Annotated in this window: 10 protein-coding genes; 6 read left to right on the forward strand and 4 right to left on the reverse strand. The window is 57.4% G+C overall.

Annotated features, from left to right (window positions below):
- From ldtA to DEO48_RS11665, 3 genes are all read right to left on the reverse strand, one after another.
- Positions 1-808, reverse strand: an 808-nt coding sequence (gene ldtA / locus DEO48_RS11655; protein WP_109845243.1) for a L,D-transpeptidase, incomplete at its 3' end; no start/stop codon positions are given.
- Between the two features lie 61 nt (positions 809-869).
- A complete protein-coding gene (locus DEO48_RS11660; RefSeq protein ID WP_109845244.1) occupies positions 870-3563 on the reverse strand; it encodes a cation-transporting P-type ATPase in 2694 nt (897 codons plus the stop codon).
- 47 nt (positions 3564-3610) lie between these two features.
- Positions 3611-4042: a universal stress protein gene (locus DEO48_RS11665; protein WP_109845245.1), complete on the reverse strand. Its 432-nt coding sequence runs from the start codon at positions 4040-4042 to the stop codon at positions 3611-3613.
- Positions 4043-4439: 397 nt separating this feature from the next.
- Here DEO48_RS11665 and DEO48_RS11670 point away from each other — a divergent pair, with 397 nt between their 5' ends.
- Genes DEO48_RS11670 through DEO48_RS11680 form a run of 3 tightly spaced genes read left to right on the forward strand, consistent with a single transcriptional unit; the run spans position 4440 to position 9549 of the window.
- On the forward strand, positions 4440-5525 hold the full coding sequence (locus DEO48_RS11670) for an efflux RND transporter periplasmic adaptor subunit (RefSeq protein ID WP_181366999.1): 1086 nt from the start codon (positions 4440-4442) through the stop codon (positions 5523-5525).
- Positions 5525-8587: an efflux RND transporter permease subunit gene (locus DEO48_RS11675; RefSeq protein ID WP_109845247.1), complete on the forward strand. Its 3063-nt coding sequence runs from the start codon at positions 5525-5527 to the stop codon at positions 8585-8587. The genes DEO48_RS11670 and DEO48_RS11675 overlap by 1 nt, the downstream gene beginning before the upstream one ends.
- Positions 8584-9549, forward strand: a complete 966-nt coding sequence (locus DEO48_RS11680) for an acyltransferase (protein WP_109845248.1) — start codon at positions 8584-8586, stop codon at positions 9547-9549. Before DEO48_RS11675 ends, DEO48_RS11680 begins: the two co-directional genes overlap by 4 nt.
- Here DEO48_RS11680 and pagP read toward each other — a convergent pair.
- Positions 9546-10121 carry a lipid IV(A) palmitoyltransferase PagP gene (pagP, locus tag DEO48_RS11685; RefSeq protein WP_109845249.1) on the reverse strand — a complete coding sequence of 192 codons (576 nt, stop codon included), beginning with the start codon at positions 10119-10121 and terminating at the stop codon, positions 9546-9548. The two genes, DEO48_RS11680 and pagP, sit on opposite strands and share 4 nt — an antisense overlap.
- Positions 10122-10376: 255 nt before the next feature.
- On the opposite strand from pagP, the gene shiA reads away from it, so the two are divergent.
- From shiA to DEO48_RS11700, 3 genes are all read left to right on the forward strand, one after another.
- The gene (shiA, locus tag DEO48_RS11690) at positions 10377-11690 is read left to right on the forward strand and encodes a shikimate transporter (RefSeq protein WP_109845250.1); all 1314 of its coding nucleotides are present in this window, start codon (positions 10377-10379) and stop codon (positions 11688-11690) included.
- 73 nt (positions 11691-11763) lie between these two features.
- Positions 11764-13218, forward strand: a complete 1455-nt coding sequence (locus tag DEO48_RS11695; protein ID WP_109845251.1) for an AMP nucleosidase — start codon at positions 11764-11766, stop codon at positions 13216-13218.
- An 18-nt stretch (positions 13219-13236) separates the two neighbouring features.
- Positions 13237-15003 (forward strand): aminopeptidase P family protein, encoded by a 1767-nt coding sequence (locus DEO48_RS11700; RefSeq protein WP_109845252.1) that lies wholly within the window; start codon positions 13237-13239, stop codon positions 15001-15003.
- Positions 15004-15181: the final 178 nt, after the last annotated feature.

Genomic DNA, 15181 nt, shown 5'->3' on the forward strand with positions numbered 1-15181 from the left:
AGATGGGCAGCGGCACCTTTCGGGTTGATTCAAACTCCGCACGATTACGTGATAATGGCTCGTGAACTTCCACCCATCGGCTGCCGTCCGGCTCCGTGGTCATCTTTACGGGCCGATCGATAAGCTGCACGCGGGTGCCTACGGGAACATTATCGAAAAGATACTTGATGTCGTTATTACGCAGACGGATACAGCCCTGGCTTACCCGCAGCCCAATGCCGAAATTCGAGTTTGTACCGTGAATAGCATACAGCCTGCCGATATAAATCGCATACAGCCCCATCGGGTTATCCGGCCCGGCGGGCACGAATGCCGGCAGCGTTTTCCCTTCTGCCGCATAGGCACGCCGCGTGTTCGGCGTCGGAGACCAGGTTGGCCCCTCCTGCTTACGCTCAACGGCCGTCACCCAGTTACGCGGGGTTTCGCGCCCGGCCTGACCGATGCCGATGGGCAGCACTTCAACGGTGTTACCGCCCGGCGGGTAGTAGTAGAGGCGCATTTCTGCCGCATTCACGATAATGCCCTCGCGGACGGTGTCGGGCAAAATCAGCTGCTGAGGGATCACCAGCCGGGTGCCGGGTTTGGGCAAAAAAGGATCCACGCCCGGGTTTGCTTCCAGCAGGTTGCTCAGCCCCTGCCCGTGCTGCGCGGCAAAGGCTTCCAGAGGCAGCGTATTGCCTTCGGGAACGGTGATGGTAATCGGGGTACCTACCAGACGACTGCCTTCCGGCGGAAGCGTATAGGTTACGGCAAACGCACCGGGTACAGCGGCATACAGCGCAAGGACGAACCAGGTAAGTCGAATCATAGTTTTCTGCGCTCAAAAAAGAGAAAGCCCGGACTCAGGCAAGCTTTCTCAGTTTACGCTATTACGCTTCGGTTTTGCGCCACCTGCGCGTCAGCACTTTCTCCGCCTCGACAATAAGGAACATCACAAAACCAATCAGGAAGGTGATGACCCAGTAGCGGAACGGCAGCGCTTCGGTGCCAAACAGCATCTGCATGAACGGTGCGTAAATGATAAGAAGCTGTAGCGCCAGCAGTACGCCGCTCACGATCCAAATCCCTTTGTTCGCCAGCAGGCCTTTGCTCAGCGAGAAGCCGTCATTCACGCGGCAGTTAAGCATGTAGAACCACTGCGCCGTGACCAGGGTTTGCAGCAGCACGGTGCGGATAAATTCCGCCGAATAGCCGCGCGGCTGTAGCCAGGCTTCCAGCACGAAGGCGCTAATGGCAATCATCAGACCGACAAACACCACGCGCCAGATGGCATAGCCGTCCATCACATGGAGATTAGCCTTGCGCGGTGGCCGGTTCATGATGTCCTTCTCACCCGCTTCAAACGCCAGGCCAAACGACAGCGTTGCCGACGTCGCCATGTTCATCCACAGGATCAGGACCGGCGTCAGCGGGATCAGGTTCCCCGCCAGCAGCGCGATGATGATCAGCAGAGCCTGCGCGATGTTGCTGGGGATAACGAACAGAATGGTCTTTTTCAGGTTGTCGTAAACCCGGCGTCCCTCGTGCACCGCGCTGGCAATGGTGGCAAAGTTGTCATCCGTTAACACCATGTCGGCGGCCTCCTTGGTCACTTCCGTCCCCTTAATCCCCATGGCAATACCCACATCCGCCCGCTTGAGCGCCGGGGCATCGTTTACGCCATCCCCGGTCATGCCCACGACTTCCTGCTTACTTTGCAGGGCCTGCACAAGGCGGAATTTATCCTCCGGGCTGGTTCGGGCGAAAATATCGTACTGCTGCGCGGCGTCGCTCAGCTGACGATCGTCCATCGCCTCCAGCTCACGTCCGGTGATAGCGCTTGCGGCGTTACCAATCCCCAGCATTTGCCCAATGCTCATGGCCGTTTGCGGGTGGTCGCCGGTGATCATTTTCACGCGAATCCCGGCCTGCAGACAGTCGGCAATCGCGGTAATGGCCTCCGGACGCGGCGGATCCATCATTCCAGCAATACCCAGCAGGATCACGCCGTCATGCAGGTCCGGGTGATCCAGCTCGCGCTGTCCCTCGCGGGCAGGTTTCCAGGCCGCGGCCACCATGCGCAGACCTTCCCGGGCATACTCTTCGATCTTGCCTTCCCAGTAAGGTTGATCGAACGGCTGCAGTCCGTCATTCGTCTGCTGGTACTGGCAGAGGCGGAACAGGACGTCCGGCGCGCCGGTGATTAAAATCGCCTCTTCTTCACCCAGCCGGTACAGCGTGGACATGTATTTATACTGTGAATCAAACGGGATTTTGCTGCGCATTTCGGTATCGAGCGGTGGGAGCGGGATTTTCGCCGCCAGCACCTTCAGCGCGCCCTCGGTTGGGCCTCCGGTGATTTTCCACAGCCCCTGCTCGTCTTTGATCAGCTGGCTGTCATTACACAGGTCAATGGTGCGCAGGTAGCGTTCCAGCAGGGAACCCTGCGTCACGCTGACGGGCGTTGGGTCATCTACGGGGTGAATATTCCCCACCGGTTCGTAGCTGTCGCCCTCCACGCGATAGGTCGTGTCAGCGGTAATCACCGCTTTGACCGTCATTTCATTCATCGTCAGGGTGCCGGTTTTATCCGAGCAGATGACCGTCATCGCCCCCAGCGTTTCAACCGTAGGCAGCTTGCGAATGATGGCCTTGCGGCGCGCCATGGCCTGTACGCCAAGCGAAAGGATAATGGAGATGATGGCCGGCAGGCCTTCCGGCACGGCGGCAACGGCGAGGCTGATAAGCGACAGCACCAGTTCAGAAACCGGCATATCCCGGAACAGGAGGCTAAAGACAAACAGCGCCACCATCATGACCAGGATAGTGATGAAGATGGTCTTACCGAGCTTGTCCATCTGCACCATCAGCGGCGTGCGGTGCTTTTCAATGTCGGACATCATCTGATTGATGTGGCCCAGCTCGGTCTCACCCCCGGTTGCCACCACCACGCCTTTACCGCCGCCGGAGCTGACGGTGGTGCCCGAGTAGAGCAGATTATACCGGTCACCTAAGGGCAGTTCCCCTCTTAACGCATCGCTGTTTTTCTCAACAACGGTGGATTCGCCGGTCAGGATGGCCTCCTCCACTCGAAGGTTATGCGCTTCAATCACGCGCAGATCAGCAGGAATACGATCCCCGGCGCGGATCACCACGATATCTCCCGGCACCAGCGCCGTGGTGGGGATCGTTTCATGGTTCCCCTGTCGTACCACCACGGCTTCGCTGGAGAGCATATTGCGAATACTCTGCAACGATTTTTCAGCATTGCTCTCCTGGATATGGCCAATCAGCGCGTTAATGATGGCAACCCCAAGGATCACAAACATGTCTACCCAGTGGCCCATAAAGAGCTTAAGCAACGCGGCCACCAGCAGAACGTAAATCAATACGTCGTTAAAATGCGCCAGGAAGCGCAGCCAGGCGGGTTTGCCCTTTTTTTGCGGCAACGCATTCTCACCATGCTGCTGAAGTCGGGCTGATGCCTCAGTGCCGCTAAGTCCTTCCAGAGTGGAGTGGATATTCGACAGGGTTTCGTCAACGGTTTGTTGATAATACGGACGTTCAGGTTTTCCTGTTTTCATCGTTCCTTCCTCAGGTTCTATTCAGAAATCACCTTGCTTTCATGTAATTAACGAATAACGAAAACAGGAACATGGGCGTAACGAACAATACTTGCCGCCTCAGATCCTAACAAATGGGTTTGAATATTTGGATTTCGCGAGCCGACAATAATCGCGCCGACGGCAAGTTCATCCGCAAGCTTAATAACCTCATCACGAACATTTCCGCTACGAACATGGAGATGAACACGATCTTCCGGCAGATTCAATTTTTTGACCAGGTCAGACAGCTTTTCTTTCGAATTATTAATCATATATTCATCCATTTTGCGCGCATCTGAAATAAAACCACGCGTCAGTTCGGCTGAAAATTTGGGCATGACGTGCAGCAAATGAATGTCACCCGATGCGCTTTGCGCCAGAAACTGTGCATGCTGCAACGCTTTATCCGCCAGGCTTGTCTCGTAGACATCCACCGGAACGAGAATGTTTTTATACATATCGAGCATCCTTTTTATAACCAACACGAGAGTGAATGAAGCAAAAAAACGCATTAAATGCAGGGGGTTGCCCTTAATGCCAGTTACGGTAAAAAGAGATGGATGATATTAAACGTAGCACAGGAATATCAGGTTTAGCGCTTGCCCACTGATAATGGTTATTTAACATTTATCTTTTCGCCGACTATGCTCATAGTCAGCCACCGCTTCCGGCTCATGGAGGAATGTATGTATGGTTTAAGCCTGATCCGCCTGGGTATGTTTATTGCACTTGCCATTATCGCCAGCACGGCGATTGGTCTATTTACCTATATGGTCGTCACTGTTCTGGCAGAATAGTGTCACCCCCTGTCCAGGTGATGGAATAAATAAAACAGTTATTTATTAGGGGAATACAGTGAACCGCTACCTCTCTCTTTTACCGTTCGTTTTGTTAACGCTCACGGCGTGCGACCCGAAACCCAAGCAAGCATCCCCCCTGCCCAGGATGGTAAAAGTGGCGGAGGTGACGGCTCCCGGTCACGCCCAGCAGCGCGTTTTCCCCGCCCGCATTGAATCGGGCGATGCCACAGACCTTTCCTTCAAGCGCGCAGGCCAAATTGAAGCGCTCGATGTTCGTCAGGGCGCAGCCGTTAAACAGGGACAACAGCTTGCCAGACTGAACGCCCGTGAAGCCCAGCAGCGGGTTAACGACAGACAAACGGCGGCGACGCTGGCCCAGAGGCAATTCGATCGCTTCCAGACGCTGGCGGGCCGCCAGGCGATTTCGAAAGCAGAAATGGACGTGCAGCGCGCGAACCGCGATTCGGCGAATGCGGCGCTGCAGATTGCCCGAGAAGAGTTGAATCAGATGACGCTCGTCGCCCCCTTTAGTGGGACGGTAGCCAGCGTACATGTCCGAAACCATCAGGTGGTGTCCGCCGGTCAGCCCATCGCGACGTTAACCCGTACCGATCTGCTGGACGTGGTGTTCAGCATTCCTGAAAACCTGTTTAAGACCTTTGATATCCGCAACGCGCAGTATCGCCCCGTGGTGAAAATTAACGCCATGCCGGATCGGGAATTTACCGCCGTCTACAAAGAGCATTCGGGCAGCAGCGACAGCAATACCCTGACCTGGCAGGTGATACTGACCATGCCGCGCCCGGATGATTTTCCCGCCGTCGGTGGCGTAAGCGGTACGGTGACCATCAATTTAAGCAACCTGCCGGCGGGCGCGGACGCTCAGGCGCTGGTCGTACCGGTTGAGGCAGTCTTTAACCCGAACAACAGCCCGCGCAACGAGCCGCACGTCTGGGTCGTAACGGGCGAAGGTGACGCGCTCCATCTCGAAGACCGCAAGGTCAGCGTGGGGCAAGTGAGCACCGAAGGGGTGGTGATTACCAGTGGGCTTAAGGCGGGCGAGCGCGTGGTGGCCGCGGGCGTTGGGGAGCTGCATGTTAACCAGCCGGTGCGTATCTGGACGCGTGAACGGGGACTGTAATGGATATCTCTCGTCAATTTATTAATAACCCCGTTCGCGTCTGGCTAACGATCCTGCTGCTGGGCATCGGGGGTATTTTTGCCCTGTTGAATATCGGCAGGCTGGAGGATCCAGCCTTTACCATCAAAACCGCAGTGGTGGTCACCCACTACCCCGGCGCATCCGCTCAGCAGGTTGAAGAGGAGGTGACGCTTCCGCTGGAGAATGCCCTTCAGCAGCTGCCTTATCTGGATAACGTGAGCTCCATCTCGTCAAACGGTCTGTCGCAAATCACCGTTAACATCGCTTCACGCTATCACTCGAACGAGCTGCCGCAGATTTGGGATGAACTGCGCCGCCGCGTGGGCGATGCCTCGCGTCAGTTCCCGCCCGGCGTCGTCACGCCCTTTGTGAATGACGATTTCGGCGACGTGTTCGGCTTCTTCTTCGCCATTTCCGGAGATGAATTCAGTAATCCTGAGCTGGTGAGATATGCGGAGCAGCTGCGCCGGGAGTTAATTCTGATACCCGGCGTCGCGAAGGTCGCCATCGGCGGGGCGATTAGCCAACAGGTCAACATCGATATCTCCCTGACCAAAATGGCCGCGCGCGGCATTACGCTGAACCAGCTTTCCGCCCTGCTCAGCAGACTTAACGTCGTTTCCAGCGCCGGAGAAATCACCTCCGGCACCGAATCCATTCGCCTGCACCCGACCGGTGAGTTCGAAAATCTTGATGAACTGGCGGATATCATCATCACGCCTTCCGGCACCGGGGCGGCGACGCGTCTGCGGGATATCGCCACGCTGTCGCGCGGGCTGAACGAATCGCCGGCCAGTATCTACCATGCCAACGGCAAAAAAGCCGTCACCATGGGCGTCTCGTTTATTCCCGGCGTGAACGTTATCGACGTGGGCCACGCGCTGGAGGCGAAGCTAAGCCAGATGTCGGCGGAAAAACCGGCAGGCATACAGATAGATCTGTTTTACGATCAGGCAGCCGAAGTGGGCCACTCTGTTAACGGTTTTATTATTAACTTCCTGATGGCGCTGGCGATTGTCATCGGCGTGCTGCTGATCTTTATGGGCGTACGCAGCGGGATCATCATTGCGGTTTCTCTCGCCCTTAACGTGCTGGGCACGCTGCTGATTATGTATCTGTGGGGCATTGAGCTGCAGCGCATCTCGCTCGGGGCGCTGATTATCGCCCTCAGCATGCTGGTGGATAACGCCATCGTGATTGTCGAAGGGGTGTTGATTGCCCGACAGCAGGGCTCGCCTCTGCTGACCGCCGTGAACTACATCATCCGCCGCTCCGCCCTGCCGCTGCTGGGGGCGACGGTGATTGCTATCCTGGCGTTTGCCCCTATCGGCCTGTCGCAGGATTCCACCGGGGAATATTGTAAATCCCTGTTCCAGGTGCTGCTGATTTCCCTGATGCTGAGCTGGTTTTCGGCGCTCACCCTCACCCCGGTGCTGATTAAGTGGTGGTTGTTTAAAAACAACAGCGCGCCCGATAAAACCGACGAGTCAGATCCTTACGATAAACGACTCTACCGCGCCTACCAGCGCCTGCTTAACGCGCTGCTGCACCATAAAGCACCGACGCTCATTGTGATGGCTGCGCTGCTGGCAGCCTCTGTCTGGGGCTTCGGCGCCGTGCGGCAAAACTTTTTCCCGTCGTCTAATACGCCGATTTTCTTTGTCGACCTGTGGCTACCCTACGGTACCGATATCAAGTGGACTGAGAAAATGACCAGCGATATTGAAAAGACGATCAATGGCCAGCCGGGCGTGGAGACCACCGTCGCAACCATTGGTCAGGGAAGTATGCGCTTCATTCTGACCTACAGCGGACAGCGGCAGTACAGCAACTACGCGCAGATCATGGTGCGCATGGATGACCAGCGCAACATCGCCGCCCTGACGCGCCACGTGGACGAGTACATCGCGCGAAACTATCCGCAGGTCAACGCCAGCACCAAGCGCGTGATGTTTGGCCCCTCCGGCGACAGCGCCATTGAGGTGCGCATTAAAGGCCCCGACCCTGACAGGCTGCGCCTGATTGCCAGCCAGGTGGACGATATCCTCACGCGCGACCCGGCCACGGGCAGCGTCAGGAACGACTGGCAAAACCGCAGCAAGGTGATCCGCCCACAGTACGTTGCCGCCCTGGGCCGCGAGCTTGGCGTAGATAAGCAGGACGTTGATAACGCGCTGGAGATGAACTTCTCCGGCAGCCGGGCGGGGCTGTACCGGGAAGGCAGCGACTTGCTCCCGGTCGTGGTGCGCCCGCCTGAGAGCGAACGGCTGGACGCCAATCACCTGAACAACGTGCTGGTGTGGAGTCAGACGCGGCAGCAGTATATCCCGCTGAGTAACGTCGTCAGCCGCTTCTCGCTGGAGTGGGAAGATCCGCTCATCCTTCGACGCGACCGCTCGCGGGTGCTGACGGTGCAGACGGACCCGGACCCGCTGAGCCAGCAAACCTCCGGGGACATTCTCGCCCGTGTGAAGCCGCAGATTGATGCCCTTAGCCTGCCACACGGCTACAGCATCGAGTGGGGGGGCGACGCGGAAAACTCCAGCGAAGCGCAGCAGGGGCTATTCACTACGCTACCTCTCGGGTATCTGGTGATGTTTGTTATCACCGTACTGATGTTCAGCTCGGTAAAAAATGCCGTCGCCATCTGGCTGACCGTGCCGCTGGCGTTGATTGGCGTCACGCCGGGATTTTTACTTACCGGCATTCCCTTTGGCTTTATGGCGCTGATTGGTCTGCTGAGCCTGAGCGGCATGCTCATCCGCAACGGCATCGTGCTGGTGGAAGAGATTGAGCAGCAGAAAACGCAAAAGGATCAGCACGAGGCGATCGTTTACGCCGCCACCTCGCGCCTGCGCCCCATCCTGCTCACCGCGTTCACTACCGTACTGGGCCTGGCTCCGCTACTGCTGGATGTTTTCTTCCAGAGCATGGCCGTTGTCATTATGTTTGGACTGGGGTTTGCTACAATCCTGACGCTGCTGGTACTCCCCGTTATCTATGCGTGTTTCCATCGTAAGGACGAAGCCAAACCACAATGAATGCGACAGGGCTGAACATTATCAAGACGCTGGGCTGTATGACGGCGGTGACCTTCTTTACCATCTACAACACCTGGGATCATTATGATTATGACTACCACTGGATCCTGGGGTTTTTAACCTTTATCTCGACGATTGCCACGCCGCTGTTTTTTGTGGTTGCGGGCTATCTCGACGGACAATCACGGCACGGCACCCGCTGGCAGCTGGGTAAAATTAAAAGTCTGGTGATTGTTTTTCTGTTCTGGATAACGATCTACTACCTGTGGGAGCCCTATCAGCGCGGGTATTTAATCCAGCCCTGGTTCGTGTTCGCCTTTGTGGTGATTTACACCTTCCACCCGGCGGTGGAGTGGCTCAGCCAGCGGCGAGCGCTGTTCTGCGGCACGATTGCCGCCCTGCTGCTCTTTTCCTACGGATACGATCTGCTATCGGCGCTCTATCCTGAGGCGCACGCCCTTTCTCTTTCACCGCAGTATCGGCTGTGGACGTGGCTGCTGTTCTATCTGACGGGGCAACTCTTCTGCGACCCGAAAATTGCCGAGTGTATTAGCCGCAAAAATGTGGTCAGGGCGGCGGTTGTCGCCATCCCGTTTATCTACCTCTTCACCTGGTTTTACGAGCGCCACTTCTTCTTCGCGCTGTTCAAGGCGGACAGAAACGCCTTTATTCTCACCGGCTCTCAAATTTACATTTTGATCATCGCGCTGGTGATTGCGGCAAACGGCGTGCGCTTTCGCCGCAATGCTGAATTTAAAGAGTCCATTCTGGCCGCTATCAGCAAAACGATGACGGGCGTGTATATTGTGCACTACTCGGTGTTTCATCTCCTGACGGCGCTGATACCGGTGACCTCTCTCGGTATGAAGCTGGCGCTGATTGTGCTCACTTTCATTACCTCTGTTCTCTTCTCCATGCTGATATTGTCTAACGCCGTGGCAAAAAAGGTGATCACCCTTTAAAAGCCTAAGCGCAGCCAGGCAAAGAGCACGTTGCCGTTGTTATACGTCCCGGGAATATAGGTGAACTGGACGGTAACGCGCTTATACCCGGCCGAAAACAGCGGGAAGATGAACGGTAGCGGGACATAGTTTGCAAAATCATCTCGCGCCGTGATGCCCGCCGCGGCGCCGAGCCCAAGGCGGAAATCTTTGGCATTATCCAGGTACCAGCCCTTCTCCCAGCCATAGCCCATCGCGGGCTGCCATTCGTTGTGCGAGTCCTTGAACATCATCGCGAACAGCGCGCTCCAGTTGCCCTCTTCGTTATAGCGGGAAACGCCCAGCCCGCCGCCCCACGGCATTTCATTGTAATTGTCGGTTTTTTCTTTGTCGTACATAAAGCGAGCGTGCCAGCTCAGAAACGGCAGGTACAGGTCGTAACGTTGGGGCTCTTCCCAGGTTTGCGAAATATCATCCGTCAGCGCATTCCACCAGCCGCTGATACGCTGTTCACCATAGACGTTGGGCTCCGCATGAAGCGGTGCGACGAATAAAAACAGGACCATCAAGAATGCCAAAAAGGTGCGTTGCATCGTTATTCCCTCAGCTTAACTCGCGCAGCAGTCACTATTACTGTAAACCATTCAGCACTTAACGGAGCCGGGAAGACATAATTATACGGCGCAGGTGTAGATGAAATTTATTTATTCAGCGCCTTCCTGAAAGATAAAAACGTTTTCTCAGGCGTTTTGTCGCGGTAGTCTCATAGGTTCCGTTTATATGGCGGCTGCTTTGTGAGTGACCTTTTCTTATACCAATAATTAAAAATCAGTACGGACAGGACAACTATGGACTCCACCCTCATCTCCGATCGTCCCAACGAGGAGACACCTTCGCTCAATCGTGCCCGCCGCGCAGCCTTAGGCAGCTTCGCGGGTGCCGTCGTCGACTGGTATGATTTTCTGCTTTACGGCATCACTGCCGCCCTGGTGTTTAACCGCGAATTCTTCCCCCTGGTCAGCCCTGCGATGGGCACGCTTGCCGCGTTTGCCACCTTCGGCGTCGGCTTTCTCTTTCGCCCGCTGGGAGGTGTGATCTTCGGCCACTTCGGCGACCGCCTGGGCCGCAAGCGCATGCTGATGCTCACCGTCTGGATGATGGGGATCGCCACCGCGCTTATCGGTATTCTCCCCTCGTTTTCCTCTATCGGCTGGTGGGCACCGGTACTGCTGGTCACCCTGCGCGCCATCCAGGGCTTCGCCGTAGGCGGCGAATGGGGCGGCGCGGCGCTGCTGTCCGTTGAGAGCGCGCCGAAGCACAGAAAAGCGTTTTACAGCAGCGGCGTACAGGTCGGGTACGGCGTAGGCCTTCTGCTTTCCACCGGGCTGGTATCGCTAATCAGCCAGCTTACTACCGACGAGCAGTTCCTGAGCTGGGGCTGGCGCATTCCGTTCATCTTCAGCATCGTGCTGGTCATTGCCGCGCTTTGGATCCGTAACGGAATGGAGGAGTCGGCAGAGTTCGAAAAGCAGCAGGAAAAACCGGCCGCTAACAGAAGACTTCCTGTCATGGAAGCCCTTGTCCGGCACCCTGGCGCTTTTCTGAAAATTATCGCCCTGCGCCTGTGCGAGCTGCTGACGATGTATATCGTCACCGCCTTTGCCCTGAACTACTCGACGCAGAATCTCGGCCTGCCCCGTGAACTGTTCCTGAATATTGGCCTGCTGGTCGGCGGGATCAGCTGCCTGACTATCCCCTGCTTCGCCTGGCTGGCTGACCGGTTTGGTCGCCGTCGCGTTTACATCACCGGCGCGCTGATTGGAACCCTCAGCGCCTGGCCGTTCTTTATGGCGCTGGAGGCGCAGTCTGTTTTCTGGATTGTTTTCTTTGCCATCATGCTCGCTAACATCGCTCACGATATGGTGGTCTGCGTGCAGCAGCCGATGTTTACCGAGCTGTTCGGCGCCAGCTACCGCTACAGCGGCGCGGGCGTGGGCTACCAGGTCGCAAGCGTGGTTGGCGGCGGGTTTACGCCGTTTATTGCCGCCGCGCTGGTGACCTTCTCCGGCGGCAACTGGCACAGCGTGGCGATTTATCTGCTGGTCGGCTGCCTGCTGTCGGCAGCGACGGCGCTGCTGATGAAAGAGACGAGCCACGGCTGATCTCCCTTTTGTTTCACGGGCGTGTGACATACTATCGGGTAGAGTCGCACACCTGTGGAACAAGGAGACAGAGATGAATAATAAGGGCTCCAGCCTGACCCCGGCTCAGGCGCTGGAAAAACTCGACGCGCTGTATGAACAGTCCGTCAACGCGCTGCGCGGCGCCATCAGCGAATATATCGAAACAGGGAAACTTCCCGACCAAAAGGCCAGAACCGAGGGCCTTTTTGTTTATCCATCGCTCTCTGTGACCTGGGACGGCAGCGCCAGCAGTAATCCCAAAACCCGCGCCTACGCGCGTTTTACCCACTCCGGCTGCTACAGCACCACCGTCACACGTCCTGCGCTGTTCCGCTCGTATCTTGAAGAACAACTCACGCTGCTGTACCAGGATTACGGCGCGCACATTGCCGTTGAGCCCTCGCAGCATGAGATCCCCTATCCCTACGTGATTGACGGTTCGGCGTTAACCCTTGACCGCTCCATGAGCGCGGGGCTGACCCGCCACTTCCCGACCACCGAGCTTTCACAGATTGGCGATGAGACGGCCGACGGGATTTATCACCCGGCAGAATTTTCTCCCCTGTCGCACTTTGATGCCCGCCGGGTCGATTTCTCCCTGGCGCGCCTGCGCCACTACACCGGTACGCCAGTCGAACATTTCCAGCCGTTCGTGCTCTTTACCAACTATACCCGCTACGTCGACGAGTTTGTCCGCTGGGGCTGCAGCCAGATCCTCGACCCGGAGAGCCCATATATCGCGCTGTCCTGCGCGGGCGGGATCTGGATCACCGCTGAAACCGAAGCGCCCGAGCAGGCCATTTCCGACCTGGCGTGGAAAAAGCACCAGATGCCCGCCTGGCACCTGATTACCGCCGACGGTCAGGGCATCACCCTGATCAACATCGGCGTTGGCCCGTCAAATGCCAAGACCATCTGCGACCATCTGGCGGTACTGCGCCCGGACGTGTGGCTGATGATTGGCCACTGCGGCGGCCTGCGCGAAAGCCAGCTGATTGGCGACTACGTGCTGGCCCACGCCTATCTGCGCGATGACCACGTGCTTGATGCGGTGCTGCCGCCGGATATCCCAATCCCGAGCATCGCCGAAGTACAGCGCGCGCTGTATGACGCTACCAAAGAGGTCAGCGGGATGCCGGGCGAAGAGGTTAAACAGCGCCTGCGCACCGGCACGGTCGTCACAACGGATGACCGCAACTGGGAGTTGCGCTACTCCGCCTCCGCGCTGCGGTTCAACCTGAGCCGCGCGGTGGCGATCGATATGGAGAGCGCCACCATCGCCGCGCAGGGGTATCGCTTCCGCGTCCCTTACGGCACGCTGCTGTGCGTCTCCGATAAGCCGCTGCACGGCGAAATTAAGCTGCCGGGCCAGGCCAACCGTTTCTATGAAGGAGCTATCTCAGAGCATCTGCAGATTGGTATTCGTGCGATTGATTTACTTCGCGCGGAGGGCGACAAGCTGCATTCGCGCAAGCTGCGCACCTTCAACGAGCCGCCGTTCCGCTAATAACGATAAGGAAAAACAATGTCCAGCACATCACCGCTCTCTGCCCTGCGCCACTGGCTTGAGGCCAGCCATCTCGACGGGATGATCGTCCCGCGAGCGGATGCCTGGCAGAGCGAATACTGCGCGCCTTACGACGAAAAGCTGGCCTGGCTGACGGGCTTTGACGGCTCGGCCGGCGTGGCGCTGGTGCTGAAAAACAAAGCGCTGCTGTTCGTCGACGGGCGCTATCAGGTTCAGGCACGCGTTCAGGTCAATACGGATGAGGTTGAGATCCACCACCTTCACAACGAGCCGCTGGCAGAATGGCTGGCAGAAAACGTTGAGGCAGGAACGCGCGTCGGTTTTGACGCGCTGCTGATGACCAATTCAGAGTTTGAGCAGCTGTCAGCCACGCCGTGCGAGCTGGTGCCTCTGAAGGCCTCGCCGTTTGACACGCTATGGACCGATCGCCCTGCCGCACCGGCGGGGCTTATCCGTGAAATGCCGGTTGAACACAGCGGTGAACGCAGCGCGGACAAACGTCAGCGCGTCGCCGCCGTGCTGGCAGAACACAATGCTGATTTCCTCGCCGTGACGCTGCCGGATAACATCGCCTGGCTGCTAAACGTGCGTGGATCAGATATCCCCTTTAGCCCGGTTCCTCTTTCCTTCGCGCTGCTCAGCCGTGATGGTAGCGTTGAGTGGTTTGTTAACGACAATAAGCTCAGCGCCCTGCCTGACGGTGTGCGCAGTGCGTTCGCCGTTGCCCCGCAGGATACCTTTATTGAACGCTGCCAGCAGATTGCTGAAGGCAAACGGGTGATGATTGATGCCGATTCCGCGCCGGTGGCCCTGCGCTTCGCCGTTGAGCCACGGGGAGAAATTGTCTGGCGGACTGACCCCATCACCCTGATGAAAGCGACTAAAAATCCGGTCGAGCTGGCAGGCTATCGCGAGTGCCATCACCAGGACGGGGCCGCGTGGGTCAACTTCCTCGCCTGGCTGAGCCGCGAAGTGCCGCGGCGCGAGGCGGCAGGAAAACCGCTCACCGAGCTGGACGCGCAGGCGCAGCAGCTTGCGTTTCGTCAACAGCAGCCCGGGTTCATCGAGCAGAGTTTTGCAACCATCTCCGCCTCTTCGAGCAATGCGGCGATGTGCCACTATCACTCGAGCGAGGCCAGCAATCAGCCCATCGGCCATGACCATTTTTACCTGAACGATTCCGGCGGCCAGTATGTTAACGGCACCACCGACGCCACGCGTACGCTGGCGTGGGGGAAAGTCGATCCGCAGCAGCGCCTGCACTACACCGCCGTGCTGAGAGGCTTTCTGTCGCTCATTACCCTGCAGTTCCCTTCCGGGACTCAGGGGCATCAGCTGGATGCGTTTGCGCGTCGCCCGCTGTGGGAGATGGGGCTGGATTACGATCACGGTACGGGACACGGCGTGGGGCACCAGCTGCTGATCCACGAGAACCCGCATCGCATCGCCAAAAAGGTCAATCCGTGGCCGCTGGTGGCGGGCAATATCATGACTATCGAGCCGGGCTACTATCTGGGCGACAGCCACGGTATTCGTATTGAAAACCAGGTTGAGATTGTGGAGAGCCGTCCGGGTTTCTGCAAATTTGCCTCGCTGACGCTGATCCCAATCGACTTAAGTCAGGTTGAGCTGCATCTGCTGAGCGAGCAGGAAAAGCAGTGGCTGGATGCGTATCACCGGCAGGTACGCGAGGTGCTTTCACCTCTGGTGAATAGCGATGCGCGTCCGTGGCTGGTGGAAGCGACAGCGCCGATTGGTGTGTAATTTCGTGCGGTCTGGTGCCCTCACCCCAACCCTCTCCCACGGGAGAGGGTGCACACACTAAAAACGGCAACAAGGTTGCCGTTTTGCATTTACCTTGCGCAGAAAAGCAAAAAGCCTGCTTTAAAAGCAGGCTTTTTAAATTTGGCTCCTCTGACTGGACTCGAACCAGTGACATACG

Origin of the sequence: Enterobacter sp. CGMCC 5087 (assembly GCF_003144775.1) — a bacterium.
Classification (GTDB): Bacteria; Pseudomonadota; Gammaproteobacteria; order Enterobacterales; family Enterobacteriaceae; genus Enterobacter; species Enterobacter cloacae_M.